Source organism: Pelagovum sp. HNIBRBA483 (assembly GCF_040931995.1).
GTDB lineage: Bacteria > Pseudomonadota > Alphaproteobacteria > Rhodobacterales > Rhodobacteraceae > JAEPMR01.
Genome location: NZ_CP162412.1, coordinates 175,899 through 201,044, shown reverse-complemented (window position 1 = coordinate 201,044; position 25,146 = coordinate 175,899). Strand labels below are relative to the sequence as shown.

Here is a 25,146-nt window from a genome sequence, read left to right as displayed (position 1 = left end):
CGGTCTTACTCCTCGTCACCGTCGATAATGGTCTCGACTTCATCAAATTGGGCCTCGTCAATCTGGCCCGCGTTCTTACGTCCGCGCAAAACATCGCGGATCAGTTCATCTGTCAGCACCAGCTTCGCATCAGACAACCAATCGAACTTCAGCCCGATGGTCAGCGGCTCGCCATGCTCTTCGATCTCGATCAAAACCTCTTCGCCCTCGGTACCGGCCAGCGCACCTTTGAAGCGGCGGCGGCCATCAATCAGTTCGGTTGTTTCGATCTTGGCGACGTAGCCGTTCCACTGATCAAAATCCTTCAATCGCGTCAAAGGGCGATCAATACCGGGGCTCGAAACTTCCAGCGTGTAAGCCTCAAGGATCGGATCTTCGACATCCAAAACGGCACTCACGGCGGTCGAAATCTCGGCACATTCATCGACTTCGATCGTACCGTCCGGTTTCTGCGCCATGATCTGTAGAGTCTGCTCTTTGCCGCTCATCAAACGCACGCGCACCAGCTCATAACCCATGTCTTCAATCACAGGGGCAATAATCTCAGCAATGCGCTGATCAATGGCGGCTTTGGCGACAAGATCGTTCATGAGATCCATACAAATAAAAAAACGGGCGCGCGGCCCGTTGTTGCTTCCGGTGGAGCCTCGCTAGAGCGAAGCGCCGCTGTTATGCGCCGTATAGGACTTGCTTCTGGATTCTTCAAGCTCTTATTTAGGAGCCGTTCTGGCGCCCGATCTGGTCCATTATGCGGATCAGTTCACCGCTTATTCCGGGTTCCGAAAGTGCATGCCCCGCCAAGGGGACCATCTTCACACGCGCACCCTGCCACCCATGAACAAGCCGGTAAGCTGAAACTGGCGGGCAGATCATATCAAACCTGCCCTGAACGATATAACCAAGTATACCGTGCAGGCGATCAAGCCTGTCAAGGATCTGTGTATCACCATCAAGAAACCCGTTGTTGTAAAAGTAGTGGCACTCCAACCGCGCAAAGGCACGGGAGTATTCCGCCGGCCCCTCGGGTGAACGCCCGTCTGAGCTCACCGAAGCAAGTGCGTTCTCCCAACCCGCCCAAGTGCGTGCGTAGCGCGTTTCGGTGACACGGTCGCCGCTGAACAAACGCCTGTGATACGCCGCGATCAGGTTGTCACGTTCCTCTTCAGGGATCGGGGCGACGAACCGCTCCCAGACCTCGGGCCAGAAATGCCCTGCGCCACCCGCGTAGAACCAGTCTAACTCCGGCTGCGTCATTAAGAAGACCCCGCGCAGAATTAGCCCCTCGACCCGCTCAGGGTGTGTCTGCGCGTAGATGAGAGCCAACGTTGCGCCCCAACTGCCGCCAAAAACAAACCACTTCTCAACGCCCAATGTCTCGCGGATCAGCTCGATATCGGCAACCAGATGCCAGGTGGTATTGTTTTCGACTGAAGCATGCGGTTTGGAGCGCCCGCATCCACGCTGATCAAACAAAATCACCCGATAGATCTCGGGATTGAAATACCGGCGCATGGTAGGGCTACATCCACCACCAGGCCCGCCATGCAAGACAACAACCGGAATACCTTCTGGGTTGCCGCATTGCTCGACGTATACGCTATGCCCATCACCAACGTCGATCATGCGTTGATCATAAGGATCAATCGGTGGATAGAGGGAAGCAGCTGCGCTCATTTGACCAGAGAATTTGTCCATACTCGTTCTATATAAGCCTTCACGGCGACAAACCATCACAGGAATGGAGGAAATCCATGTCTACCATCAATTCTTCTACTGTCGATCAAAGCGAGATCGAAAAGTTCGAAGCTATGGCCTCCGAGTGGTGGGATCTTGAGGGAAAGTTCAAGCCTCTGCACATGCTGAATCCTTGCAGGCTTGAATACATCACTCGGCAAATTGCCGCTGAATTTGACCGCGATTTATCAGCCTCTAAACCGTTCGAGGGGATCAGACTTCTCGACATCGGATGCGGCGGCGGCTTGCTATGCGAACCTATGGTGCGCCTGGGCGCTACGGTCGTTGGTGCGGATGCCGCCGAACGCAATATTCATGTTGCGCAAATCCACGCCGAACAATCCGGCCTCGAAATCGACTATCGGCACACCACGGCTGAAGCGCTCGCTGAAGATGGAGAGCAGTTCGATGTCGTGCTCAATATGGAGGTCATCGAGCACGTCGCGGACCCGTCTGCCTATCTCTCCGCTGTCCATGATTTGCTCAAACCGGGCGGTCTTCACATCTGCTCGACCATCAATCGCAACCCAAAGAGCTTTGCCATGGCGATTGTTGGCGCCGAATATGTGATGCGCTGGCTGCCAAAGGGGACACATGAATGGCACAAGTTTATTACCCCTGACGAGCTATACGCCCTTCTCGAAAAAGCAGGGCTCACACCTGTTGACCGCAAAGGTTTCAAGTTCAATCCGTTGATGTGGTCTTGGAAGATTTCTGACAGCGACCTTTCGGTGAATTATGTCACAGCAAGCACACGCCCTTCCTAGCCTTCCTCAGATAACTTGATCCGAAGCTCACGCAGAACGGGCAGGACCATCTTCACCTTTTCCGGTCCGATTTGCGACACAGCGTCGGCAATCAGTGGCGTGATTGCATATAAGGCTGCATCGCGCGCCGCGATACCTGCGGGACTGATCGACACCATCTTGCGTCGCGCATCGTCCCAATCTGGCCGGATGTGCACCCAACCTGACCATTCCAACTTGCCAAGGGTATTGGTCATCGCGCCGCGCGTGAGGTGAAAGGTTCGGGCCAATTGGGCGGGTGTCCGCTCTCCGCCGACATGGGCCAAATGGTTCAACACAGCAAAATGCGAAAGCTCCATGCCTTTCGGAAGCACACGCGCAACATTGGTACGAGCCAACTGATCAACGGCCAAAATCTCGCTAAAAAGCGAAACCGCCAGATTGTTGGTCACATTGTTCATCAGGGCCCCTTGATGTCACGATCACCCGAAAGCGACGGAATACGCTTTCGCGCCATCGCAACTTCCGCAAGATCAAGTTCAAAGTCATAAACCCCAATCTCCCGTCCGGCGTCCAGCAATACTTCGCCCCACGGCGAAACAATCATGCTGTGACCATAGGTTTCACGCGCGCGCCCTTCGCTGCGAGCGTGCGTGCCTGTCTGTGCCGCCGCAACGACAAAACAGCCATTTTCAATCGCGCGCGCTCTCAGAAGTGGCTCCCAATGTGCGCGCCCCGTCGGGACGGTAAACGCGGACGGGACCAAAAGCACATCCGCCCCGTATTGAGCGAGCATTCGATAGAGCGAGGGGAACCGCAGGTCATAACAGATACTTAGTCCCAGCGTTGCACCTGCGACTTTCGCAATGACAGCGTCGCTCCCAGCTCGGAAGCCTTCAGACTCACGGTACCCTTCTGAATCCGAGATCTGCGCGTCAAACATATGTATCTTGTCGTAGCGCGCGATCGCCTCGCCTTCGGCGGAAATAACAAAACTCCGATTGGCAAAGCGACTATCATCTTGAAGCTTCAGCGCCAGAGAGCCAAGCGCCACCGCCATATTGGATTTTTGCGCCTGCTCTCGAACAGCGAGCAGGAAAGGATCGGCTTCCTCGGTATACAAAACCGCGTTCTGATGGGTACGGCTTGTTGAAACACAGTTCGTGACTTCAGGCGTACAGAACAACTCAACCCCGCGCTCTTCAGCAGCACGGATTTCCCGCAAAAGGGCGGTTAGATTTTGCTCTGGGTCATCAGACGAGCAGAGTTGCGCAACAGAAATTCTCACGAAGCCAAGAGTGGATCAAGCTTCCCGCTGTTTTCAAGTGCAGAAAGGTCGTCGTACCCGCCGACATGCACATCGCCCACAAAGATCTGTGGTACAGTGTGGCGTCCGTTGGCGCGGTTCATCATCTCTTGCCGGCGCTCGGGTTGCTGCAAGACATCAATCTCCGCAAAAGCAACGCCTTTCGCGTTCAGCAGCCGCTTGGCCGCATGACAAAATCCACAAAGCGGGCTGGTATAGATTTCGATCGTTTTCATCGATGCCTCTTCTTTTAACACATGCAGATTTAGGCATCTTTTGTGGCGCGCGCTAGGGCCAAGATGCAAACCTCCTTTGCGCCATGCGCATAGCATGCGCGCGTTGCATCAGAGAAGGTAGCGCCGCTTGTCATGACGTCATCAACCAGAATGACCGTTTTACCCGCAACTGCGTCAGGCTGCGAAATCGCGAAAATGTTTTCCATCCGCTCCATCCGTTCAGCAAATGTAAGCTGCCTCATCGCTGGGGAGTGACGCCTTCGCAAAAGTAGGTCTGGAATGTGCAGATCATCCGTCGCAAGGCGCTGAAGTTCTGCCGAGAGCAGTTCGGCCTGATTGTATTTTCGCAGCATATGCCGCCGCCAGTGTAAAGGGATTGGGGCAAGCACGGCTGGATGCGGCGTGAGCCGTTGGCGCGCTTCGTAGAGCAGGCCGGACATAAAAGCCGCAATCTCGAATCGGTCATGATTTTTCAATGAGAGAACGACCCTGCGCGCCGGCCCGTCATAGACCATCACACTGGCACCCGCCCGCCATGGTCGCCCATAGCCGTAACAATCCGAACAAATCGCGGTGGCATTCGGATCTTCCCCAGGCAAGGGTATGCCACACTTAGCACAAACGAGGCCCGCGCAGATCGGCATGTCTCCCCAACATGCACCGCAAATCGCTAGCTTTTGATCTGTGTCCTCACCACATACGACACAACGGTGAGGGTATAGAATGTCGCGCCCCCTTTGCATCAGAGACAACATCGAATAGTTCAAGCTCATGTCAGGCACTCCCGAACTTTTCGACTATCCCGCTCGCAAACTGCGCCGACGCCGCGCAGATGCTCGCAATTTCATTCTCGAAGAGATCGTTATTGAAGCCCAAGAAAGACGCAAAACGGTTAACAGATCGTTTGCATCGCCCGCTGTCGTCTCCTGGCAAAAGGCCACATGGCGAGAGGCGTTTCCAGATGCTTTGATAATCGAGGACGACAATATCCTCGACCTGACCCCCTTGACCCATGATCTGGTTATTCACGGGAACAGCCTCCACGCAGCAAACGATCCCGTTGGGCAACTCATACAGTGCCGTCGCGCCTTGAAAAGCGACGGGCTATTTCTCGGTTTCGCTTTCGGTGGTCAGACTCTCAACGAACTGCGCGCGACATTGGCAACCTGCGAGATTGAACTGACGGGTGGCATGTCACCGCGCGTTTTCCCGATGGCTGAAATTCGTGATTTGGGCGGGCTGCTGCAACGTGCTGGATTCGCCCTTCCCGTAGCCGACAGCTTCACATTGCGGGCGAGTTACAAGAACCTGCCAGCCCTATTCAAAGACCTACGCGCCATGGGCGAGACGAACTCGTTGAAGGATCGGCATCGCGCCTATTTAGGAAAAGCGTTCCTTAATCGCGCCGAGGACATCTATCGCAAAAACTACTCCGACGAAGATGATCGCCTGATCGCAACTTTCGAAATCATAATCCTGACGGGATGGGCACCAGATGAGAGCCAGCCCAAACCCCTTCGGCCCGGTTCGGCAGCGCAGCGTTTAGCGGATGCGCTCGGCACAAAAGAATCCCCTCTGCCAAGGCAGAATGATTGACCCTTAGAAATTTCCCTTTATCTCCGATTAAAACCTCACTCTCTCAGGAAGCACGATGTCTGATACCAGCACCGACTCGACCGCCGTTTGCCCAGCACATGCGCCTGCTGACCACCCGAAGATCAAGCCTACAAAAATAGGTATTCTGATCGCCAACCTCGGCACGCCCGATGCAACAGATTACTGGTCGATGCGCCGTTATCTCGGTGAATTCCTTTCCGATCAGCGGGTTGTCGACTACCCAAAGTGGCTCTGGCAGCCGCTTTTGCAGCTCATCATCTTGAGCAAGCGCCCCTTTACATCTGGCGCAGCGTACCGCTCCATCTGGAACACCGAAAAAGACGAAAGCCCATTGCTGACCATCACAAAGGAACAGACAGCGGCAATCCGTTCAGAAATGGAAAAAGCCTACGGCAATGGCGTGATGGTCGATTTCTGTATGCGCTACGGCAACCCATCGACCCAGTCAAAGGTTCGGGAAATGGTTGAGGCCGGATGCACAAAGATCCTCTTCTTCCCCCTTTATCCGCACTATGCGGGCGCAACATCCGCCACTGCAAATGACCAATTCTTCCGTGCCCTCATGCAAGAGAAATGGCAGCCGATCGCCCGTATTGTTCCACCATATTTTGAAGAACCTGCGTACATTGACGCGCTCGCCCAGTCGGTAGAGAAAGCTTACGCCAATCTGGACAAGAAACCGGACGTTTTGGTGTGCTCCTACCACGGGGTGCCAGAGCGGTATCTAAAGGAAGGCGACCCTTATCACTGCCAGTGCCAAAAGACGACGCGCTTATTGAAGGAGCGTCTCGGGTGGGAGGACACGGAGATCACCACCACCTTCCAATCTCGCTTTGGGCCGGAGGAATGGCTCCGCCCTTACACAGTAGAAGAAGTCGCGAGACTTGCCGAAACAGGTAAGAAAAACATTGCCGTCTGCGCGCCAGCGTTCTCGGCCGATTGCATCGAAACGCTCGAAGAAATCAACGAAGAGATTCGTGAAAGCTTTGAAGAAGCAGGCGGTGAGGAATTTACTTATATCCCCTGCCTCAACGCAGATGAGGCGCACATCTCGGCACTTTCAAAAGTGATCCGAGACAACCTTAAAGGGTGGATATAAAAAAAGGGCAGCGCAATGCGCTGCCCTTTCTTCATCCAAATGGATTGGATTAGATCATTGCTGCTGCGATCAGAGCGATCAGGATCAGCGGGATGATCAGACCGGCATCGGAGGAGCTGGTTGCTTCTTCGATTACGATCGGGTCCATTTCCATAACGGGAGCGGCCATGCCACCGGCAACAGCTGCAGACGCGACACCGATGAACAGAGCGGCGAGAGCGAGTTTTTTCATTTCAATTCTCCAATTCTTGCCTACCACAACATGCGTTGAGGATAGCGGTAGGCGCCCAAGACTTACCTCGTGAGACTGTCTAACCAGTAATTACGGCAAAATGCAAAGAGATTACACGCAAACTCACAGGGCCAAACGAAAAATGTCGTCAAATTAGCAACACTTGCGTGCCAACTTTCGTCAAATCGAACAATTCAGCAATCTGCTCATTGTACAATCCGATACAGCCATTTGACGATCTGCGCCCAATCTTGCGTGTGTCGTGTGTCCCGTGAATACGGTAGTACTGCCACGAAAGATAAAGCGCATGCGTTCCCAGCGGGTTGTTGGGCCCCGGTGGGACATAGCGCGGCCATTCAGGATTCCGCTCGATCATCGACGGTGTCGGGCGCCAATCAGGGCCAACAACCTTGCGAACAATTTCGGTTCGTCCAAGCCGTGTAAGGTCTTCGGTCAAAGGCACGCTCGTAGGATAAAGCTTATAAACGCTCTCATCCTGAGACCAGAAATGCAGCGCCCGTGACTGCGTATCCACCAAGACCGCGCCGTTCCTCAAATCATCGAAATAAGGTCGCCAGTCCAAAGCTCGGAAGCTTGATACGTTCCGACGGATTGTCTGCGAAATTTCGCGCTCGATCTCGGTGGAGTCTTCGGCTTGGGCGAATGCCGCGCTACCAGCCATAGCGGCAGTCCCCGCCAAAAATCCGCGGCGCGACATGTTTGAGGTCAGGGTCTTTTTCATGATCCGAATACCTTTAATTCGCGGTTTATCTATCCACTTGTGACCGCGTTCTCAATTCAAACATCTGTTAGGATGCAAAATTGGAGTTTGTCCGCGCATCCCAGAGGCGATAAACGAAGCCAAGACTGGAGAAACACACCATGATCACCCGATTTGCACGATCTATCGCACTTATTGCTCTTGCTGCGCTGGTTGCCTGCGCCCCTGTTCCTGAAGGTCGGATCGGTCCGGACGGGCTCCCTCTGCCACAGGTATACCGAATCAGTGAAGGTGACGAGCAAGGTGTCTATTTCCGCTTCTTGGATGGCATGAACAGTTTGCGTAGCGCAGTAGGCGTTGCTCCTGTGCAATTCAGCGCCGAACTCAACGCCGCCGCTGCGACCCACTCACGCGATATGGCGCTGCAAAACCGCCCTTGGCATTTCGGGTCCGACGGCTCCTCCCCGCTCGACCGTGTTGAGCGCGTCGGGTACCGTGGCGAACTGATAGGCGAGGCCATTTCCGAAACCTATGAAGGCGAATTGGAAACCCTCGCCGCATGGGTTGAGACGCCCGAGACACGCAGCGTCCTCCTTGACCCTGAAGCCACTGAAATCGGTATTGCTTGGTATCAAGAAGCGGCTGGAAAGCTCTGGTGGACTCTCGTGACAGGTAAAGAAGCTGCGATGGCATCGCCTAGCGAGTAAACCCCGCCGCGATTTCGACATGCGATGACCACCGGAACTGATCAACGACCCGAACCTCACCAAGCGCAAAACCGGTTCGAATCAGTGTCTCCGCATCTCGCGCAAACGTCACCGGATTACACGACACCATAGCCACAACGGCGAGGTTGCTTGCGGCGATCTCGGCTATCTGCGCTTCCGCACCGGCGCGCGGCGGATCAATGACCGCCGCTCCAAATGTGTTAAGCTCATCCCGTCGCACGGGTCGCCGGAATAAATCCCGCCTCTCTACTGAAACCTTCTTCAGGCCTTCGGCTTTTCGCCATGCAGCCATCAGCGCATCCAACATATCTTGCTCGGATTCGACGGCATGAATTTCCGCGCCACGCGCCAAAGGCAGCGAAAAAGTTCCACAGCCACTGAATAGGTCGATAACCTTGCGTGCATTGCCAACAACCTGATGCACCATGCCTCTCAGCGCTGTTTCCCCGTGCGTCGTGGCCTGTAGGAATGAACCCGCAGGCGGCGCAACAGATACGCCATCAAACAGCACTTCGGGCGGGCGACGCAGGACAATCACCTCACCGTTCAACGACAGCCGCGCAAGATCTGCCTCACGCGCAATCTCGGCCAGCAACTCAAAATCTTCCGGCTTGCTGTCACCGGCCTCCACCGCCAGATCAATGCCAGAGGCGGTATCAATGACCGTAAAGCCCAATTCTCCACGCCGCGATGCAATTGTGACGGTAATCTTCTCCAGCCAGGGCATCACCGCTAGTATTGCCGCTTTCATCAACTGGCACTCCGGCACAGCATGTATGGTATCGCTCGCGCGACCATGCAGCCCGACGATGGCGCCCTTCTTCGTGCGTCGCCCAGAAAACTTCGCGCGACGGCGCGATGAGGGTGGTGACGTATCGACCGGCGCAAAATCAGCTTCTAGCCCTCTCGCGGTCAATGCTGTTTTGACAACACTGCGCTTCCATTCCGCTACAAATGCGTCACTGGCGTGCTGCAAGGCGCAGCCACCGCACGATTTGTAGTGCCTACAAGGTGCTGCAACACGGTCAGCGGAAGGCACGAGTACACGCGCAGTCCCATCCTCGGCGATCTCGACCCGCTCGCCCGGCAGTACGCGCGGGATAAAACGGCCATCTTCCAGCCGTCCCTCCCCCTGATGCCCCAGCGACGCAACCAAAAGCCCATCAGTCATTGCCGATAAATCCCCCAGACTGCCGCCGCCAAAGTCCCGCATAAACGCCACTGGCTGCGATCAACTCTTCATGGCGACCGGATTCAATGATCTGACCCTCATCAAGCACGACAATCCGATCCATCATCGAAATGGTCGAAAGCCGATGCGCAATCGCGATCACGGTTTTCCCCTGCATAACACCATAAAGCGTCTCTTGAATCGCGGCCTCAGCCTCGGAATCGAGCGCGCTGGTTGCCTCGTCCAACAATAAGATCGGCGCATCCTTCAAGATCACCCGCGCAAGCGCGATCCGCTGTCGTTGACCACCAGACAGCTTGACGCCGCGCTCACCCACTTGCGCGTCATAACCGCGGTTCCCCTTCGAGTCGCTGAGTTCCGCTATGAAATCATGCGCCTCGGCGCGGGTTGCTGCCTCAATCATCTCCTCATCGGTGGCGTCGGGCCTCCCATAGAGGATATTTTCTCGCACCGAACGATGCAGCAGTGAGCTTTCCTGCTGCACCATTCCAATGCGCTTTCTGAGGCTGTCCTGCGTGACGTCTCTGATATTCTGACCATCAATCTCAATGGAGCCCGCTTCCGCCTCGTAAAACCGCAGCAAAAGCTTCACCAAAGTCGATTTCCCAGCGCCCGAACGACCAACAAGGCCAACCTTCTCCCCAGGATTAATGGTCAGGGTAACACCCGCCAGGCCTCCCTTTTCGCGCCCGTAATGGTGATAAAGATCTTTGATATCAATTCGCCCAGATCCGTCCACCAGCGGCGCGGCGTTTGCGCGATCAACCAATGTTATCGGCTGTGCAATCGTCTCCATCCCTTCGCGGACAATCCCAAGATTGCGGAAGAAATTCGAAGCCGCCCACATGATCCAGCCCGACATCGCATTCAGGCGCAACGTCAGCGCAGTCGCCGCCGCGACAACACCCACAGACGCAAATCCAGAAATCCAAAGCCAGATCGCCCAACCGACAACACCAACAATCAAGAATCCGTTCAGGATCACCAGAGAAAGGTCCATGATCGTATAGAGTCGCATTTCGTACTGAAAGGTGCGTCGTGCATTCTCGATCGCGTCTTTGGCGTAATCAATCTCACGATCATGATGCGCGAACAGCTTTACGGAATGGATGTTCGTGTAACTGTCCACCACGCGCCCCGTCACCGCGCTGCGAGCCTCCGATGCCGCTTCAGAAGCGGGGCCAATCCGCCTGACCGTCCACGACATCAAGGCGCCATAGAGCACCGTCCACAAGATAAGCGGAAGCAGCAATTTCGGATCAGCCCCGTTCAGCAATATCGCCGCGCCGACAACATATGAAATAGCGAAAGCCAGTGCATCGAAGATCTGAAAAACCGCTTCCCCCGCTGCGGGGGGCGTTTGCATGATCCTGTTCGCGATGCGCCCTGCGAAATCATCTTCGAACCACCCAACCGATTGCCGCAATACATGCCGATGCGCCCGCCAGCGAACGATTGTACCAAAATTTGGAAGGATCGAATTGTTGAGCAATGCGACCTGCAATACCTGAACAAGCGGCCGCAGAATCAGGATGAAAACCGCGACAAACAAAAGTTCCGCGCCGTATCTGACGATGAATTCATCCGCAGTTGACGATGACATCACATCGACCAAACGCCCGATATAGTAAATGAGCCAAACCTCGATCACCGCAACGGCAATCGACAGCGCGCCGGTAACGAGAAAGACCTTCCGGAATGGCCGTGCAAAGCTCGCAATGAACGCGCCGAGCCGTTGGGGCGGGTTATCCTGCTCCTGATACGGTTGATACGGGTCTATAAGGGTTTCAAAAAATCGGAACATTCCCTCAGCCATTCACAATAATTTTTCGAGCAGGGTTGCCCGATCCAACGAAAATCCGCTTTCGATCCACAACTCTTCAGCCTGCCGCAATGCCTCACCAATTTCTGGGCCGCTAAATCCATCGGGCAGATCGGCAGCTTTCAATAAAAATATCTGCTTGGCGCCAACTTCGATCTTCTCCAGCGCCACTTTGTCCAACGGTGCGCCCATTGAGGCGCGTCTCAGCAGCTCTCTCTGCCGCGCAACATGCGCCCCCAAACGATAGCCAGCAGCCTCATGGCTCACCTCATCTCGCTCAAGTGCCGCGATCAATGACTTGTAGGACTTTTGCTCCGCTCGGCTCAAACGCAACCTATCCGCAGGATTTTCACCGCCCAGCGCAACCAAACGCGCGATCATCTCGGGGGCGAATCCAGCTTCACTTTCAAGGTGCACAAATGGCCCCAAAAGCCCAATCCCGGCTCCGGGCAACAAGCGCCCCAGCACCCCGCACTGAGCCATCGCCGCCGCAGCAGGAACAGGATCAATCGCCAAAAGCAGCTTTCGAATTTCCGCACCAATGCGCTCGGAAGAAATCTGATCAAGACCCTCCTGAAGTTCCGCAATGGCCGAAAGCGCCTCCGGATCGACCCCTTCAGCAGGGTCCCCGTACCACGCAAAAAAGCGGAAGTACCTCAATATCCGAAGGTAGTCCTCTCGAATGCGGGCCTCGGGCACGCCAATGAAACGCACTTTTCGCGCCTTGAGATCATCCAATCCCGTTCCACAAGGATCAGCCAAATAACCTTCCGATGAGAGATAAAGCGCATTCATGGTGAAATCGCGGCGCTGCGCATCTTCAGCAATATCTGTCGAGAAGGACACCACCGCGCGGCGCCCATCCGTCGCCACATCCTTTCGAAAGGTCGTGATCTCAATGGGCACACCTTCCGAAACCACTGTGATGGTCCCGTGTTCAATGCCCGTTGGTATCGCCTTCAGCCCAGCATCTTCAGCGATCTGGATGATGTTATCCGGCACTGCATCGGTTGCGGCATCAATGTCGGTTGCAACACTGCCTATGAGGCTGTTTCGGACACACCCCCCCACGAACCAAAGCGCTGCACCCGCTTTGTCAAACGCGGCTGCAATGTCGCGCACCTGTGGGGTATCAAGCCACTTCGGTTTAAATTCCTGCGTCATGCAAACGATCTGCGAAAGCCCGCAGAATACGCGCCGTCGCCCCCCAGATATAATACGGGCCATAGGGTGCCGCGTAATAATACCGCTTCCGGCCTTGCCACCGACGCCCCTCAATGCGGAAACTATCCGGCTTTGCCAGAAAGTCCAAAGGAACCTCGAATATCTCGTCGACTTCGCCAATTTCCCGTTTTGGGAGATAATCTTGACTCACCAGCCCGACGAAGGGCGTCACTGAAAAAGCCGTAACCGTCTCGTGTTCAGGCAAAGCTCCAAGCACGATCACATCCTTGGGATGCAGGCCGATTTCCTCAAAGCTTTCGCGCAATGCGGCGCTTTCAAGGGTCGCGTCTGTCAGGTCTTTCTTGCCGCCAGGAAAGGCGATCTGTCCAGCATGATGTCGGAGCCGTGCAGACCGCTTCGTCAAAATGACCGAGCGCCGCTCTAGCGAAATCGGCACGAGAACCGCAGCCGGTTTTAATTGGGACACAGAAACAACAGGCCGTTCTGGATTCAGGTCATAATCAGAGGAAGGCCGCCCCTCCGCGCTAATTGCCCTTTCCAGCCACGGCCTGATCTCAGTCATCTTTCTTTTCAGCCTCAAAGCCGAGCGTTTTGGGGTCAAACTCGTAATGTGCCCCGCAGAACTGGCAATCCGCTGTAACGATGCCTTCGTCGGTTGTCATGCTATCAATATCCTTCGCAGAATAAATCGAAAGGCTCTCGCGCACCTTGTCGGCCGAACAAGAACATCCAAACTTCAACGCCTGCGCATCAAAAACCCGTGGTGCTTCCTCGTGGAAGAGCCGCACGAGCAATTCGGTAGGTTGCACCGTCGGGCCAATCAGCTCCAGCGCTTCAACCGTGTCGAGCAGCAGGTTGGCGCGGTTCCAGTTTTCACCGTCCTCGCCATCCAAAATGTCATCTGCCGACAGCAACCCCTCTTCACCACTACCACCTTCGCCCGAAACATGCGGCGAGGCTTTTGGCATGTGCTGCAACATCAAACCACCGGCACGCCAGCTTTCTGCACCGCCAGGGAACTGCGAACGGCCATAGCTCAGCGAAAACCGTGTCGGCAACTGTTCGGATTGGGCAAAATAAGTTTCAGCACATGCGGCAAGTGAACCGCCAGCAATTGGCGTGATGCCTTGATAGGGCGTCATTCCCGAGCCTTGGTCGATCAAAATCGCAAAGTATCCCGATCCGATCAGCTCAAATGGGTTCTCCACGCCATGCAGCTTTTCCTCATCAAAGCTCGCATAGGCCCGTATCCCTGCAGGGGCGCCCTCCTCAGTTGGCGAATAATAATCCGTCGCGATCAAACGAGCACCGCCATTTCCGCGCACTTGTAGAGAAAGCTTCCACCGCAGCTTGATCGTCTGCCCGATCATTGCCGTCATAAGCGCCATCTCAGCTACAAGTGCTTCAATTTGTGGCGGATAGGAATGCTGCGACAGAATCTCATCGAGAACACCGTCCAGCCGCACAACGCGCCCACGCACATCACACTTGTCGAGCTGAAAGGGGAGGACGGTATCGTCCCATGCGATTTGCGAGCCAATCATTGTGGGGATCCTTGCGGCGGTGCTATAGAGTTAGAGCGTCCATATAATAGGAATAGGGCTGGGTCCAAGGGGGACAATGTGAATAGACGCTTTGGTGACAGCCCGCGCCCCGATAAGCCCTATCGCACGCGCCCCGGAATCTATGCTGTCCTTCCGATGGGCCGCGACCTGCTTTTGACCTTTCAAGGCGGGATACACCAAGAGTTGCAGCTCCCCGGTGGCGGCATTGACCCGGGCGAACAGCCCATCGCCGCTCTTCATCGCGAAGTGTTCGAGGAAACTGGCTGGAAGATTACCGCGCCGCGCCGCTTGGGGTCGTATCGTCGCTTCACCTTCATGCCGGAATACGATCTCTGGGCCGAAAAGATCTGCCACATCTATCTCGCACACCCCGTTCGCCAGATCGGACCCGCGATTGAGCCGGACCACATGCCGGTCATTCTGCCGCGTGACGTCGCAGCGGAACGGGTGTCGAGCCCCGGCGACCGCCACTTCCTCCAATTGCTCTAGGGCAATTCACGGCCTTCAATCAAATGCCCGTAAAGCGTGGTCAAGACGCTGACACCTGCGAGCAGGATCACGAGTGTACCGCCAAGATTAATCAACTGCGCCAACAGCACAGAGACGCTCGCGATGATCCCCACCACCAAAGACAGCACCAGATTGACCAACGACATTATGAAGGCGGTATTCAAAATCGGGCCTGAAAGTCGCCCCGACGCGCCCCAACCTTCGCGCAATGATAGCGGCTCGCCGAGCGAGGTCGCCGGCAGCACAATAGCCAACCGGAACCAGAAATAGGTGAAGAGCGTCGTAACGATGACGCCAAAAAAAAGTTCAACGACACCGCCCATAGCACCATTCATTATCATTGGCCCAAGCGCCATCCCGAGGACCAGCAATACCGGGATAGAACCGACCGTCATCAGCATGGCCAACCCGAACGAACGCCAAGCGTAATGGGCCACCACTCCAGCAGGCAACGGCGGCAACAGGCCGGGATATTCTTCCAGCAATACAAAGCGGTGCCACGCAACGGCAATCCAGCAGAAGATCAGGAAGTAGAGCACCATCCCGATCAACAGAAACGGCGCAGCCGCTGCCAGTTCTGGGCTCATTGCGCCACCCATTTGCATCGCCGCCGCGAATTGGCCAAGCGACACCCCAGCCGAACCCAGCAGCAAATAGAAAACTGCAAGCGCGATGAGGCTCGGCCCCAACAAAATCTTCAACGACTCCGCCAAATTGCGGAAAATCATTCCAAAAGCATGTTGTACAATCCGGCCGCCCATACGCGCATCTCCCAAATATTTCACAGATAGATGGCGGTTACGGGGGTGAAGGTCAATTGCGTCAGCTTGCCCTAAACTGCAAAACCCTATATCGCCCACGCGAGTTTGAATATGGAGTGACAGATGTCCGCGCCCAAAAAAGTTGTTCTCGCCTATTCCGGTGGTCTTGATACGTCGATCATTCTGAAGTGGCTCAACACAGAATACGGATGTGAGGTTGTCACCTTCACCGCCGATCTCGGTCAGGGCGAGGAGCTAGAACCCGCCCGCCAAAAAGCCGAGATGCTGGGCATCAAGCCGGAAAACATTTTTATCGAGGACGTCCGCGAAGAGTTTGTTCGCGATTTCGTATTCCCGATGTTCCGTGCCAATGCGGTCTACGAGGGCTTGTACCTCCTCGGCACCTCCATCGCCCGCCCGCTGATCTCCAAGCGCCTTGTTGAGATCGCTGAGGAAACCGGCGCCGATGCAGTGGCCCACGGTGCAACGGGCAAAGGCAACGATCAAGTCCGCTTCGAGCTTTCCGCCTACGCGCTGAACCCCGACATCAAGGTCATCGCGCCGTGGCGCGAGTGGGATCTCTCCAGCCGCACCAAGCTGCTTGAATTTGCCGAGGCACACCAAATTCCGATCGCGAAAGACAAGCGCGGCGAAGCGCCCTTCTCGGTCGATGCGAACCTTCTCCACACCTCGTCCGAAGGCAAGGTTCTCGAAAACCCCGCCGATGAGGCGCCGGATTACGTCTACCAGCGCACGGTTCACCCCGAAGACGCGCCCGATACGCCAGAATATGTCGAAATCGGATTTGAAAAGGGCGATGCTGTCTCCATCAACGGCACCGCCATGTCCCCGGCCGAAATCCTCACCAAGCTTAACGAACTTGGCGGTAAGCACGGCATCGGCCGCCTTGACCTGGTCGAAGGGCGCTTTGTCGGCATGAAGTCCCGCGGCATCTACGAAACCCCCGGCGGCACCGTCCTTCTCGAAGCACATCGCGGCATTGAACAGATCACGCTTGATCGTGGCGCAGCCCACCTCAAGGACGAGATCATGCCCCGCTACGCCGAGCTGATCTACAACGGTTTCTGGTTCAGCCCCGAACGCGAAATGCTGCAAGCCCTGATCGACAAAAGCCAAGAGCACGTCACCGGCACGGTTCGGCTCAAGCTCTACAAGGGCCTTGCCCGCACCGTTGGCCGTTGGTCGGATTATAGTCTTTATTCCGAGGCACACGTTACCTTCGAAGACGACGCCGGCGCTTACGATCAGAAAGATGCCGCGGGTTTCATCCAGCTCAACGCGCTGCGCCTAAAGCTCCTCGCCGCCCGCAAGCGGCGCATGGGCTAAGCCCGAAGTTTTCGCGCAGACATTTCTTCGTAATACGGGAGCGCGGCCTCAACGAGGGCCGCGTTTTCATTTTCCGGCAGTGGTCCTTCGGCTCCAGCAAACCCAGTGCTCTGATGCACAGCGCCATACCAATGCGACGCCCAAATGCCATCAAAACTACGCGGCCCTGCTTCCCAGCGGAGCATCGCAGGGTCGAATGGCAGCCCGATCTCGGCGCAAAGCCGCTTGAGCATACCTTGCGGGTCGCGCCGCACATCAGCGCTATCGATTACCGGGCCGGGAAACCGCGCGAGCATCTCAGCATGTTGCCAATAGCCGATATCATCCAGCGTCGGCTGTTCCCGCTTCGCGCTGTAACTCGCTACCACCCGCGCCGGATGGCGAATTAAGTGCACGTTCACACTATCCTCCGCCCACGCCAGTGGAAAACCCTCCAACATATGGAGCGGCATGTGCTTCATGTACCAATGCTCACGGCCGTCTGGAACCAGCCCGCTGATCTGCGCGGCCACAGCTTCAGCGCTTGCTTCATGCGCCGCCAAAATCTCGGCATTCATCGGGTGCTCGATCCCGCTCGCTGAGAGGTAGGGCGCATAAAACGGCTCGTCCCACGCGGCGAAATCATCGCGGTTGCCAAAGGAATACATCATCGCCGTAGACAGGTTCCGCGGCCCCGACCACATGGCGATTTTCATGCGGCAGCCCCAGTGACCAAGACTTTGTAAAGCCCACGAATGCGCTCCGTTACCGGACCCATTTCGCCGGTTCCGATCATCCGTCCATCAATCTCGCTCACGGGCGTCTGCGCGCCAAAAGTTCCCGTCAGGAAGGCCTCATCCGCGCCATAGGTATCCACCAGAGAGAAATTCCGCTCATAGACCGGGATCCCGTTTGCGCGGCACAGGTCGATTACCTTCTGCCGCGTGATCCCGTTCATGCAGTAATCGCCGGTCGAGGTCCAAACCTCACCCTTGCGCACAATGAAGAAATTGCAGGCGTTCGTCGTGTTCACAAAACCATGCACATCAAGCATCAGCGCCTCATCAGCGCCTGCCTTTTCGGCCGCGATACAGGCCAAAATACAATTCAGTTTTGAATGGCTGTTGAGCTTCGGATCTTGCGTCATCGGCAAGCCCCGCAAATGCGGCACCGTCGCCAGCCGGATTGGGCGCGGGATTTTAGGCTTCGAATGCTCCATGATGATCACGAAGGTCGGCCCTTGGCGCGACAGCGACGGATGCTGGAACGGCCGCATCTTGATCCCGCGCGTAACCATCAGCCGCGCATGGGCGTCTGTGGTCATTCCATTTGCCTTTTGCGTCTCTAACAAGGCATTTTTGACGCCTTCACGATCCAAACCGATGTCCAGATCAATGGTCTTTGCCGCCTCGAAAAGCCTATCCAGATGCTCGTCCATGAACGACCACCGCCCATCATACAGCCGCAGACCCTCCCAAACACCATCACCCAGCATGAAACCGCTGTCGTAGACACTCACAAGCGCCTCGCTACGCGGTTTCAGTTCACCGTTCACATAGATGAGAATATCCGCATTGCGCGCATCTTCTTCTGCCTGATGGGTCGTGACCTTATCGTTCATTCGGTCCTCACCTATCCAACATTCGTCGCGGCCAGCGCCGCCATGTTGAGAATGTCGCTCACCGTCGAAACGGTTGAACAAATCTGGATCGGTTTATCCACACCCGTCAGAATCGGCCCGATCACCGTCGCGCCCGCCATCTCCTGCATCAATTTCACCGAGATTGAAGCCGAGTGCCGCGCGGGAACAACCAGAACATTGGCTGGGCCGGTCAGCCGCTGGAACGGATAGTTCTCCTGCGCCCTGACATTCAGCGCCACATCGACGGTCATCTCGCCTTCATATTCGAAGTCGACCCGCCGCGCGTCCAACACCTTTGGCGCTTGGTGCATTTTGTCGGCCCGCTCCGATACCGGATGCCCGAATGTCGAGAAAGACAGGAACGCCACCCGCGGCTCCAGCCCGAGATCCTGCGCCACAGCCGCACCACGCACGGCAATATCAGCCAGATCATTCTCGTCAGGCCACTCATGCACCAGCGTATCAGTGATCAGCACGATCCGCCCTTTGTGCAGAACTGCTGAAACACCAACAGCGCCGCTGCTAGGGGAAGCGTCGAAAACGTGATTGATCAGCTCCAAAACATGCGCTGATTTCCGCGTGGCCCCCGTCACCAAGCCGTCGCCGTGTCCATGCGCCAGCATAAGCGCGCTGAACACATGCCGATCCCGCGCCGCGAGCCGGTGAATATCCGCGCGATCAAAGCCCTTCCGTTGCAAGCGATCATAGAGAAAACTCTTATAGTGATCGAGGTGGCTGGTATTCGCGGCATTCACGACCTCGATCTCCGATACCGCGTCGGCCATCCCCTCAACCGTCAGCTTCTCTTTTACGTCACTGCTGCGCCCAACCACCAACGCATTGCCAAATCCGTTGCGCTGGTATTGCACCGCTGCTCTCAATACGCGCGGATCATCACCTTCGGCAAAGATCATCGTCGCCTGTGCAGCCCGCGCCCGCGCATTGATCGACCGCAGGATCGAGGCCGTCGGATCCATGCGGCTCTTCAGGGTCAGCTCATAGGCGTCCATATCAACAATCGGCCGTCGCGCGACGCCTGTATTCATTCCGGCCCGCGCCACGGCTGGCGGGATGCGATGGATCAAGCGCGGGTCAAACGGCGTCGGAATGATGTAATCCCGCCCGAAGTTCAGCTTCCGTCCATAGGCCATCGCCACTTCATCCGGCACATCTTCCCGCGCCAAGGCAGCCAACGCCTGCGCACAAGCAATCTTCATTTCATCGTTGATCGCACGGGCATGAATATCGAGTGCCCCACGGAACAGATAGGGAAAGCCCAAAACATTATTGACCTGATTGGGGTAATCCGACCGCCCTGTTGCAACGATCGCATCCTCGCGCACTGCATGAGCTTCTTCTGGTGTGATTTCGGGATCGGGGTTCGCCATGGCAAAAATCACCGGATCAGGCGCCATTGACTGAACCATATCTTGCGTCACCGCCCCTTTAACAGAAACACCAAGGAAGACATCAGCCCCCTTCATCGCCTCTTCAAGCGTCCGCAATTCCGTCTTCACCGCATGGGCCGATTTCCATTGGTTCATACCTTCGGTGCGGCCCTGATAGATCACGCCCTTGGTGTCACAAACGATGCAGTTGTCATGCCGCGCGCCCATCGACTTCAGCAATTCGATACAGGCAATGCCTGCCGCGCCCGCGCCATTGAGCACAATCTTACAGTCCTCGATCTTCTTACCTGAAATATGCAGCGCATTCAGCAAACCCGCCGCGCAAATCACCGCCGTTCCATGCTGGTCGTCATGGAACACGGGGATGTCCATTTCCTCTTTCAGGCGCTGCTCAATGATGAAGCATTCAGGTGCCTTGATGTCCTCAAGATTGATCCCACCAAAGGTCGGCCCCATCAGCCGTACCGCACGGCAAAACTCGTCAGGGTCTTCGGTGTCCAACTCGATATCAATCGAGTTCACATCCGCAAACCGCTTGAACAGAACCGACTTGCCTTCCATCACCGGCTTCGAGCCCAGCGCACCAAGGTTCCCAAGGCCAAGAACCGCCGTCCCGTTTGAGATAACCGCGACAAGGTTGCCCTTGTTGGTGTAATCATACGCCGTTTCAGGCTTCGCCGCGATTTCCTCGCAAGGCACTGCCACACCGGGCGAATAGGCCAGCGAAAGGTCGCGCTGGGTGGTCATTGGCACCGTCGCCTGCACCTCCCACTTCCCCGGAGTTGGGTCCATGTGAAAAGCAAGCGCGTCTTCGCGCGTTACCCGAGAATTAGCCATTCCGTCCTCCCTGTGAGTCAGAAGGAGATAACGGTATACAGTCTTGGCCTGCAACCGCTTCGTTTTCGACTTTCGTCGCTAACATCGCTTGGGTAGTCTGTCGCAAATCAGCACTTGGGGGTATTGATGAACGCGGGTAGCCCATCCGTCACGCCAATGATGGCGCAATATTTGGAGATCAAGGCGCGCTACCCCGAGGCGCTCTTGTTCTATCGCATGGGCGATTTCTACGAAATGTTCTTCGACGATGCCGTCGCTGCGGCCGAAGCGCTCGATATTGCCCTGACTAAGCGCGGCAAGCATCTCGATAAGGATATACCCATGTGCGGCGTGCCGGTTCATGCCGCCGAAGGGTACCTGCTGACGCTCATCCGCAAAGGATTTCGCGTTGCTGTCTGCGAACAGCTCGAAGACCCGAGCGAGGCAAAGAAGCGTGGCTCTAAAGCAGTCGTAAAGCGTGACGTAGTGCGTCTCGTCACCCCCGGCACCCTAACCGAAGATTCTCTGCTGGATGCCCGCCGCCATAATTTCCTCGCGGCGTTCTCTTGGGTTCGTGACAGCGGTGCATTGGCTTGGGCGGATATTTCAACTGGCGCCTTCAGTGTCGTCGCCTGCGACCTGAGCCGCCTAGGGCCGGAGCTGGCGCGCCTGTCGCCCAAGGAAGTTCTTCTCCCCGATGGGGTAGAACCATCTTTATGGTCCATTGCCGAGGATTCTGGCGCATCCGTCACCGAGCTTGGCCGCGCGGCCTTTGACAGCACAAATGGCGAGAAACGCTTATGTAGTCTCTATAATGTAGCGTCTCTTGACGCATTCGGCACTTTTGATCGCGCCGAGATATCCGCGCTGGCGGCGGTCGTAGAGTATCTCGAAATCACCCAAAAGGGGAACCTTCCCCTCCTCCGCCCGCCAGTCAAAGAAGCCCAGCGCGCCGCAATGCAAATTGATACCGCGACCCGAAAGTCACTGGAATTGACCCAATCTGTAAACGGCGGCAGGGCTGGGTCTTTGTTGGGGGTGATTGATCATACCGCCACGGCCGCCGGCGCCCGTTTGCTTGAGCGCCGCCTTTCCGCGCCATCCTGCAGGATAGACGAGATCAACGAGCGGCAAGAAGCTGTTGCCGCTTTCGTCGATAAACCGGCGCTGCGCGACACATTCCGCGAGCACCTCAAACGGACGCACGATATCGACCGCGCGTTGTCCCGCTTGGCGCTGGACCGTGCTGGCCCGCGAGATATGGCTGCCATCAGGAATACACTCTCAAAGGCCATAGAGATCGCCGAAATACTCCCAGATCTCAAAAAAACAGAGTCTATTTCGCGCGCCGCGAGCGATCTGACCGGACATGATGAGCTCCTGTCGCTGCTGGACGATGCGCTTGTGGCCGAGCCGCCCCTCCTTGCACGCGACGGAGGCTTTATCGCCCCCGGCTTCGATGAAGATCTCGACGAAGCCCGCACCTTGCGAGACGAAGGCCGCTCGGTCATTGCCGCGATGCAGGCCGACTATATGGCGATGACCGGCATCCAGTCATTGAAGATCAAACACAACAATGTCCTCGGGTATTTCATCGAAACCACCGCGACACATGCAGAGAAGATGCTCGCAGCCCCGCTGAGCGAAACCTTCATTCACCGCCAGACCACCGCGAACCAAGTACGCTTTACCACGGTCGCACTCAATGAAACCGAGACAAAAATCCTCAACGCCGGCGGACGGGCGCTTGATATTGAAAAGCGCCTCTATCGGGAGATTTCCGAGCGCATTCTCGCTACCGCCCCAAAAATTTCCGCCCTCGCCCGCGCGATTGCTGAAATTGATTTGGCCGCGGCGCTTGCGCAGCTTGCTCATCAAAATGATTGGTGCCGCCCAACCCTCGACGACAGCCGCGACTTTGCGATCACGGGCGGGCGTCATCCGGTGGTTGAACAGGCTCTAAAAAGGGAAAATCAGCCGTTTATCGCCAATGATTGCGCCCTCACGGATAGTTCGATTTGGCTGCTCACCGGCCCGAATATGGCTGGTAAATCAACCTTTCTCCGGCAGAACGCACTCTTCGCGATCCTCGCGCAGGTTGGTGCATATGTTCCGGCCGAAGCCGCGCACATCGGCATTGTCTCACAGGTATTCAGCCGCGTCGGCGCGTCCGACGATCTTGCCCGTGGCCGCTCCACCTTCATGGTCGAAATGGTAGAAACCGCCGCCATTCTTAATCAGGCAGATGACCGCTCATTCGTCATCCTTGATGAAATTGGGCGCGGAACTGCGACGTATGATGGCCTCTCCATTGCATGGGCAACGCTCGAACACCTCCGCAACGTCAACAGATGCCGCGCGCTGTTTGCCACCCACTATCACGAGATGGCCACCCTCGCCGAGAAGCTTGATGGCGTCGATAACGCCACCGTCACGGTGAAGGAATGGGAGGGCGAGGTCATCTTCCTTCACGAAGTGCGCAAGGGCACCGCAGACCGCAGCTATGGCGTGCAGGTGGCGCGGCTCGCGGGCCTACCACAATCGGTCGTCGAACGTGCCCGCATCGTGTTAGATGCGCTGGAAAATGGCGAACGAGAGGGCGGCAGCGCCCGCAAGGCATTAATTGACGATTTGCCACTCTTCGCGGCTACCCCAGTGGCGACGCCGCCAAAGCATGAGGCGTCCAAAATAGAAGCGCGGCTCAAGGACACCCTTCCGGATACCCTCTCACCGCGTGAAGCTCTTGATCTGATCTACGAGCTTAAAGAGCTGCTTTAGCCAGCTGGCGTCGACGAAACACCAACCTGCGCCGGGCGCAACAAACGGTCGTGCAGCATAAAGCCCTCACCCATAACCTGAATGATGTCGCCAGCCTTGGTGTTCGGTACAGGTGCCTCAAACATCGCTTCATGGCGCTGCGGGTCGAACCTCTCACCGATTTCGGGTTTAATCTGCTCAATTCCGTGCTTTTTGAACACGTTCAGCAACTCCCGCATCGTCAGCTCGACACCTTCGATCAATGGCGCGTTCGCCTCGCGGTTTTCATCAGGGATCGCCTGCAGGGCGCGTTGCAGGTTGTCATAAACCGGCAACAAGTCCCGCGCCAACCGCGAGCCACCATAGTTCTCAGCTTCACGACGGTCCCGCTCACCACGCTTGCGCGCATTCTCGGCATCGGCCAACGCGCGCATGAACTTATCTCTCAGGTCGTCACGTTCAGCGCGCAATGCATCAAGCTCGCTCGCGCCTTCCTCACCGTCCTCAGTCAGTTCGAGATCATCCGCCTCGGATTCAAGTTCGTCCAAAGACTTCGGTTCGACGTTCTGCTCAGCCATTTCAAATTCCTTCATGTCCGGTCGGCCAGAAGCCGCCCGACCAATTGTGCTGTATAATCTACGATCGGCACGATGCGTCCGTAATTCAGGCGCGTCGGCCCGATCACGCCCACAGCGCCCACGATCTTACGGTCGGCGTTCATATATGGAGAAACCACCAGAGAGGAACCCGAAAGTGAAAAAAGTTTGTTCTCCGAGCCAATAAAAATGCGCACACCGTCGCCACGATCGGCCAGATCGAGGAATTCGGCGATATCCCGCTTCCGTTCTAGGTCGTCGAACAGCTGCTTGATGCGCTCCAAATCCTCTTCGCTGCCACCTTCGCTGAGCAAATTGCCCCGACCCCGCACGATGAGCCGCTCTGTTGATTCGCCCTTGTTCTCCCAAACAGCGAGTCCGCTTTCGACCATCTCGCGCGCCAGCCCGTCGATTTCTTGTCTGCGCCGGACAATCTCGTCCTTCATCACACGGCCAAGCTCCGAGATCGTGCGCCCCTCGGCCAGAGCATTGATGAAATTGGCAGCCTCGCGCATTGACGACGGCGTCTGCCCTGGCGGCGGTGTAAACAAGCGGTTCTCGACATGACCATCCGCGAAAACCAAAACCACCAAGGCGCGATCCGCCGCAAGCGACACAAACTCAATATGCTTGATCGCCGCTTCATGCTTCGGAGCCAACACAAGGCTCGCCCCGTGTGTCACGCCGGAAAGCGCTGAGCCAACCTTATCAAGCAATTGCGGGATGTCTTGCTGATTGCCACCCAGTGTCTGATCCAGCTTTTCGCGATCCTCACCCTGTAAATCCGCAACCTCCAACAAGCCGTCAACGAACATGCGCAAACCGGATTGGGTCGGGATCCGGCCGGCGCTGATATGAGGGCTGCCAAGCAGCCCCAAATACTCAAGGTCTTGCATAACGTTACGGATTGTCGCCGCGCTGACCTTTTCCGTCATTGCTTTTGACAAAGTCCGCGACCCGACCGGCGCGCCTGTTTCGAGATACCCCTCGACCACCCTGCGAAAAACCTCGCGGGAGCGATCGTTGAGCTCGTCAATCTTTGGCGTGTTGGTCGTCATTACTCCGGGTCCAGTGGTCGTTCGCTCCGCAATACCGAGCCGTGCAATTAAATCGGTCCCGCGAAACAGGTCAATCAGGGTTGGATTC

At 56.3% G+C, this 25,146-nt stretch carries 26 protein-coding genes and 1 pseudogene; 7 read left to right on the top strand and 20 right to left on the bottom strand.

All coding sequences use genetic code 11. The features are described 5' to 3' along the window. Nucleotides 1-5: 5 nt before the first annotated feature. Both rimP and pip read right to left on the bottom strand, forming a co-directional pair. Nucleotides 6-590 (bottom strand): ribosome maturation factor RimP, encoded by a 585-nt coding sequence (gene rimP, locus AB1E42_RS01020; protein WP_368345148.1) that lies wholly within the window; start codon nt 588-590, stop codon nt 6-8. A 124-nt stretch (nt 591-714) separates the two neighbouring features. Then, complete coding sequence (gene pip, locus AB1E42_RS01015; RefSeq protein ID WP_368345147.1) at nt 715-1,695, bottom strand: prolyl aminopeptidase; 981 nt, start codon at nt 1,693-1,695, stop codon at nt 715-717. A gap of 56 nt (nt 1,696-1,751) precedes the next feature. Between pip and ubiG the strand changes: the two genes are divergently transcribed. Further along, the gene (gene ubiG / locus AB1E42_RS01010) at nt 1,752-2,501 is read left to right on the top strand and encodes a bifunctional 2-polyprenyl-6-hydroxyphenol methylase/3-demethylubiquinol 3-O-methyltransferase UbiG (protein WP_368345146.1); all 750 of its coding nucleotides are present in this window, start codon (nt 1,752-1,754) and stop codon (nt 2,499-2,501) included. Here the strand turns inward: ubiG and AB1E42_RS01005 are convergent. The 5 genes and pseudogenes from AB1E42_RS01005 to AB1E42_RS00985 form a co-directional block, all read right to left on the bottom strand. After that, the gene (locus AB1E42_RS01005) at nt 2,498-2,941 is read right to left on the bottom strand and encodes a MarR family winged helix-turn-helix transcriptional regulator (RefSeq protein ID WP_368345145.1); all 444 of its coding nucleotides are present in this window, start codon (nt 2,939-2,941) and stop codon (nt 2,498-2,500) included. The two genes, ubiG and AB1E42_RS01005, sit on opposite strands and share 4 nt — an antisense overlap. Then, nucleotides 2,941-3,768 carry a carbon-nitrogen hydrolase family protein gene (locus AB1E42_RS01000; protein WP_368345144.1) on the bottom strand — a complete coding sequence of 276 codons (828 nt, stop codon included), beginning with the start codon at nt 3,766-3,768 and terminating at the stop codon, nt 2,941-2,943. Before AB1E42_RS01000 ends, AB1E42_RS01005 begins: the two co-directional genes overlap by 1 nt. Then, nucleotides 3,765-4,022, bottom strand: a complete 258-nt coding sequence (gene grxC / locus AB1E42_RS00995; RefSeq protein WP_368345143.1) for a glutaredoxin 3 — start codon at nt 4,020-4,022, stop codon at nt 3,765-3,767. The genes AB1E42_RS01000 and grxC overlap by 4 nt, the downstream gene beginning before the upstream one ends. Before the next feature lie 29 nt (nt 4,023-4,051). Beyond that, entirely contained in the window at nt 4,052-4,621 is a 570-nt protein-coding gene (locus tag AB1E42_RS00990; protein WP_368346339.1) for a ComF family protein, read from the bottom strand. Between the two features lie 15 nt (nt 4,622-4,636). Then, nucleotides 4,637-4,765 (bottom strand): annotated as a pseudogene (locus AB1E42_RS00985) (double zinc ribbon domain-containing protein); the annotation flags it as partial. A 28-nt stretch (nt 4,766-4,793) separates the two neighbouring features. On the opposite strand from AB1E42_RS00985, the gene AB1E42_RS00980 reads away from it, so the two are divergent. Both AB1E42_RS00980 and hemH read left to right on the top strand, forming a co-directional pair. Next, nucleotides 4,794-5,618: an SAM-dependent methyltransferase gene (locus tag AB1E42_RS00980; RefSeq protein ID WP_368345142.1), complete on the top strand. Its 825-nt coding sequence runs from the start codon at nt 4,794-4,796 to the stop codon at nt 5,616-5,618. A gap of 55 nt (nt 5,619-5,673) precedes the next feature. Beyond that, nucleotides 5,674-6,738 (top strand): ferrochelatase, encoded by a 1,065-nt coding sequence (gene hemH / locus AB1E42_RS00975; protein WP_368345141.1) that lies wholly within the window; start codon nt 5,674-5,676, stop codon nt 6,736-6,738. Between the two features lie 49 nt (nt 6,739-6,787). Here the strand turns inward: hemH and AB1E42_RS00970 are convergent, their stop codons facing one another. Together AB1E42_RS00970 and AB1E42_RS00965 are read right to left on the bottom strand one after the other, a co-directional pair. Next, entirely contained in the window at nt 6,788-6,970 is a 183-nt protein-coding gene (locus tag AB1E42_RS00970; RefSeq protein WP_368345140.1) for a hypothetical protein, read from the bottom strand. Between the two features lie 148 nt (nt 6,971-7,118). Next, complete coding sequence (locus tag AB1E42_RS00965) at nt 7,119-7,712, bottom strand: L,D-transpeptidase (protein ID WP_368345139.1); 594 nt, start codon at nt 7,710-7,712, stop codon at nt 7,119-7,121. Nucleotides 7,713-7,852: 140 nt separating this feature from the next. Between AB1E42_RS00965 and AB1E42_RS00960 the strand changes: the two genes are divergently transcribed. Next, a complete protein-coding gene (locus AB1E42_RS00960; RefSeq protein WP_368345138.1) occupies nt 7,853-8,398 on the top strand; it encodes a CAP domain-containing protein in 546 nt (181 codons plus the stop codon). Here AB1E42_RS00960 and AB1E42_RS00955 read toward each other — a convergent pair. Genes AB1E42_RS00955 through AB1E42_RS00935 form a run of 5 tightly spaced genes read right to left on the bottom strand, consistent with a single transcriptional unit; the run spans nt 8,388 to nt 14,162 of the window. Continuing rightward, nucleotides 8,388-9,590 carry a class I SAM-dependent RNA methyltransferase gene (locus AB1E42_RS00955; protein WP_368345137.1) on the bottom strand — a complete coding sequence of 401 codons (1,203 nt, stop codon included), beginning with the start codon at nt 9,588-9,590 and terminating at the stop codon, nt 8,388-8,390. The genes AB1E42_RS00960 and AB1E42_RS00955 overlap by 11 nt on opposite strands. Further along, a complete protein-coding gene (locus AB1E42_RS00950) occupies nt 9,583-11,415 on the bottom strand; it encodes an ABC transporter ATP-binding protein (RefSeq protein WP_368345136.1) in 1,833 nt (610 codons plus the stop codon). Before AB1E42_RS00950 ends, AB1E42_RS00955 begins: the two co-directional genes overlap by 8 nt. Nucleotides 11,416-11,427: 12 nt before the next feature. Then, a complete protein-coding gene (locus AB1E42_RS00945) occupies nt 11,428-12,597 on the bottom strand; it encodes a CCA tRNA nucleotidyltransferase (protein WP_368345135.1) in 1,170 nt (389 codons plus the stop codon). Next, nucleotides 12,581-13,180 (bottom strand): CoA pyrophosphatase, encoded by a 600-nt coding sequence (locus AB1E42_RS00940; protein WP_368345134.1) that lies wholly within the window; start codon nt 13,178-13,180, stop codon nt 12,581-12,583. The genes AB1E42_RS00945 and AB1E42_RS00940 overlap by 17 nt, the downstream gene beginning before the upstream one ends. Further along, complete coding sequence (locus tag AB1E42_RS00935; RefSeq protein ID WP_368345133.1) at nt 13,173-14,162, bottom strand: Hsp33 family molecular chaperone HslO; 990 nt, start codon at nt 14,160-14,162, stop codon at nt 13,173-13,175. Before AB1E42_RS00935 ends, AB1E42_RS00940 begins: the two co-directional genes overlap by 8 nt. Before the next feature lie 78 nt (nt 14,163-14,240). Between AB1E42_RS00935 and AB1E42_RS00930 the strand changes: the two genes are divergently transcribed. Further along, the gene (locus tag AB1E42_RS00930) at nt 14,241-14,672 is read left to right on the top strand and encodes an NUDIX domain-containing protein (protein WP_368345132.1); all 432 of its coding nucleotides are present in this window, start codon (nt 14,241-14,243) and stop codon (nt 14,670-14,672) included. Here AB1E42_RS00930 and AB1E42_RS00925 read toward each other — a convergent pair. After that, on the bottom strand, nt 14,669-15,394 hold the full coding sequence (locus AB1E42_RS00925) for a hypothetical protein (RefSeq protein ID WP_368345131.1): 726 nt from the start codon (nt 15,392-15,394) through the stop codon (nt 14,669-14,671). The two genes, AB1E42_RS00930 and AB1E42_RS00925, sit on opposite strands and share 4 nt — an antisense overlap. A gap of 183 nt (nt 15,395-15,577) precedes the next feature. Here AB1E42_RS00925 and AB1E42_RS00920 point away from each other — a divergent pair, with 183 nt between their 5' ends. Further along, entirely contained in the window at nt 15,578-16,801 is a 1,224-nt protein-coding gene (locus tag AB1E42_RS00920; RefSeq protein WP_368345130.1) for an argininosuccinate synthase, read from the top strand. Here AB1E42_RS00920 and AB1E42_RS00915 read toward each other — a convergent pair. From AB1E42_RS00915 to AB1E42_RS00905, 3 genes are read right to left on the bottom strand one after another with little or no spacing between them, the layout of a single operon-like run. Beyond that, nucleotides 16,798-17,496, bottom strand: coding sequence for an HAD family hydrolase (locus AB1E42_RS00915; protein WP_368345129.1), 699 nt, complete (start codon nt 17,494-17,496; stop codon nt 16,798-16,800). The two genes, AB1E42_RS00920 and AB1E42_RS00915, sit on opposite strands and share 4 nt — an antisense overlap. Then, nucleotides 17,493-18,401 carry a D-amino acid aminotransferase gene (locus AB1E42_RS00910; RefSeq protein WP_368345128.1) on the bottom strand — a complete coding sequence of 303 codons (909 nt, stop codon included), beginning with the start codon at nt 18,399-18,401 and terminating at the stop codon, nt 17,493-17,495. The genes AB1E42_RS00915 and AB1E42_RS00910 overlap by 4 nt, the downstream gene beginning before the upstream one ends. Nucleotides 18,402-18,412: 11 nt before the next feature. Continuing rightward, the gene (locus AB1E42_RS00905) at nt 18,413-20,668 is read right to left on the bottom strand and encodes an NADP-dependent malic enzyme (RefSeq protein ID WP_368345127.1); all 2,256 of its coding nucleotides are present in this window, start codon (nt 20,666-20,668) and stop codon (nt 18,413-18,415) included. 126 nt (nt 20,669-20,794) lie between these two features. On the opposite strand from AB1E42_RS00905, the gene mutS reads away from it, so the two are divergent. Continuing rightward, entirely contained in the window at nt 20,795-23,425 is a 2,631-nt protein-coding gene (gene mutS, locus AB1E42_RS00900; RefSeq protein WP_368345126.1) for a DNA mismatch repair protein MutS, read from the top strand. On the opposite strand, the gene AB1E42_RS00895 is transcribed toward mutS, so the two are convergent. Continuing rightward, entirely contained in the window at nt 23,422-23,982 is a 561-nt protein-coding gene (locus tag AB1E42_RS00895) for a nucleotide exchange factor GrpE (RefSeq protein ID WP_368345125.1), read from the bottom strand. The genes mutS and AB1E42_RS00895 overlap by 4 nt on opposite strands. 11 nt (nt 23,983-23,993) lie before the next feature. After that, nucleotides 23,994-25,058 (bottom strand): heat-inducible transcriptional repressor HrcA, encoded by a 1,065-nt coding sequence (gene hrcA, locus AB1E42_RS00890; RefSeq protein WP_368345124.1) that lies wholly within the window; start codon nt 25,056-25,058, stop codon nt 23,994-23,996. Between the last annotated feature and the right edge of the window lie 88 nt (nt 25,059-25,146).

Bases quoted from the DNA above. Each gene is read 5' to 3' on its own strand.
- rimP (WP_368345148.1), bottom strand. From the start codon at position 590: ATGAACGATCTTGTCGCCAAAGCCGCCATTGATCAGCGCATTGCTGAG.
- pip (WP_368345147.1), bottom strand. From the start codon at position 1,695: ATGGACAAATTCTCTGGTCAAATGAGCGCAGCTGCTTCCCTCTATCCA.
- ubiG (WP_368345146.1), top strand. From the start codon at position 1,752: ATGTCTACCATCAATTCTTCTACTGTCGATCAAAGCGAGATCGAAAAG.
- AB1E42_RS01005 (WP_368345145.1), bottom strand. From the start codon at position 2,941: ATGAACAATGTGACCAACAATCTGGCGGTTTCGCTTTTTAGCGAGATT.
- grxC (WP_368345143.1), bottom strand. From the start codon at position 4,022: ATGAAAACGATCGAAATCTATACCAGCCCGCTTTGTGGATTTTGTCAT.
- AB1E42_RS00980 (WP_368345142.1), top strand. From the start codon at position 4,794: ATGTCAGGCACTCCCGAACTTTTCGACTATCCCGCTCGCAAACTGCGC.
- hemH (WP_368345141.1), top strand. From the start codon at position 5,674: ATGTCTGATACCAGCACCGACTCGACCGCCGTTTGCCCAGCACATGCG.
- AB1E42_RS00970 (WP_368345140.1), bottom strand. From the start codon at position 6,970: ATGAAAAAACTCGCTCTCGCCGCTCTGTTCATCGGTGTCGCGTCTGCA.
- AB1E42_RS00965 (WP_368345139.1), bottom strand. From the start codon at position 7,712: ATGAAAAAGACCCTGACCTCAAACATGTCGCGCCGCGGATTTTTGGCG.
- AB1E42_RS00960 (WP_368345138.1), top strand. From the start codon at position 7,853: ATGATCACCCGATTTGCACGATCTATCGCACTTATTGCTCTTGCTGCG.
- AB1E42_RS00955 (WP_368345137.1), bottom strand. From the start codon at position 9,590: ATGACTGATGGGCTTTTGGTTGCGTCGCTGGGGCATCAGGGGGAGGGA.
- AB1E42_RS00950 (WP_368345136.1), bottom strand. From the start codon at position 11,415: ATGTTCCGATTTTTTGAAACCCTTATAGACCCGTATCAACCGTATCAG.
- AB1E42_RS00945 (WP_368345135.1), bottom strand. From the start codon at position 12,597: ATGACGCAGGAATTTAAACCGAAGTGGCTTGATACCCCACAGGTGCGC.
- AB1E42_RS00940 (WP_368345134.1), bottom strand. From the start codon at position 13,180: ATGACTGAGATCAGGCCGTGGCTGGAAAGGGCAATTAGCGCGGAGGGG.
- AB1E42_RS00935 (WP_368345133.1), bottom strand. From the start codon at position 14,162: ATGATTGGCTCGCAAATCGCATGGGACGATACCGTCCTCCCCTTTCAG.
- AB1E42_RS00920 (WP_368345130.1), top strand. From the start codon at position 15,578: ATGTCCGCGCCCAAAAAAGTTGTTCTCGCCTATTCCGGTGGTCTTGAT.
- AB1E42_RS00915 (WP_368345129.1), bottom strand. From the start codon at position 17,496: ATGAAAATCGCCATGTGGTCGGGGCCGCGGAACCTGTCTACGGCGATG.
- AB1E42_RS00910 (WP_368345128.1), bottom strand. From the start codon at position 18,401: ATGAACGATAAGGTCACGACCCATCAGGCAGAAGAAGATGCGCGCAAT.
- AB1E42_RS00905 (WP_368345127.1), bottom strand. From the start codon at position 20,668: ATGGCTAATTCTCGGGTAACGCGCGAAGACGCGCTTGCTTTTCACATG.
- mutS (WP_368345126.1), top strand. From the start codon at position 20,795: ATGAACGCGGGTAGCCCATCCGTCACGCCAATGATGGCGCAATATTTG.
- AB1E42_RS00895 (WP_368345125.1), bottom strand. From the start codon at position 23,982: ATGGCTGAGCAGAACGTCGAACCGAAGTCTTTGGACGAACTTGAATCC.
- hrcA (WP_368345124.1), bottom strand. From the start codon at position 25,058: ATGACGACCAACACGCCAAAGATTGACGAGCTCAACGATCGCTCCCGC.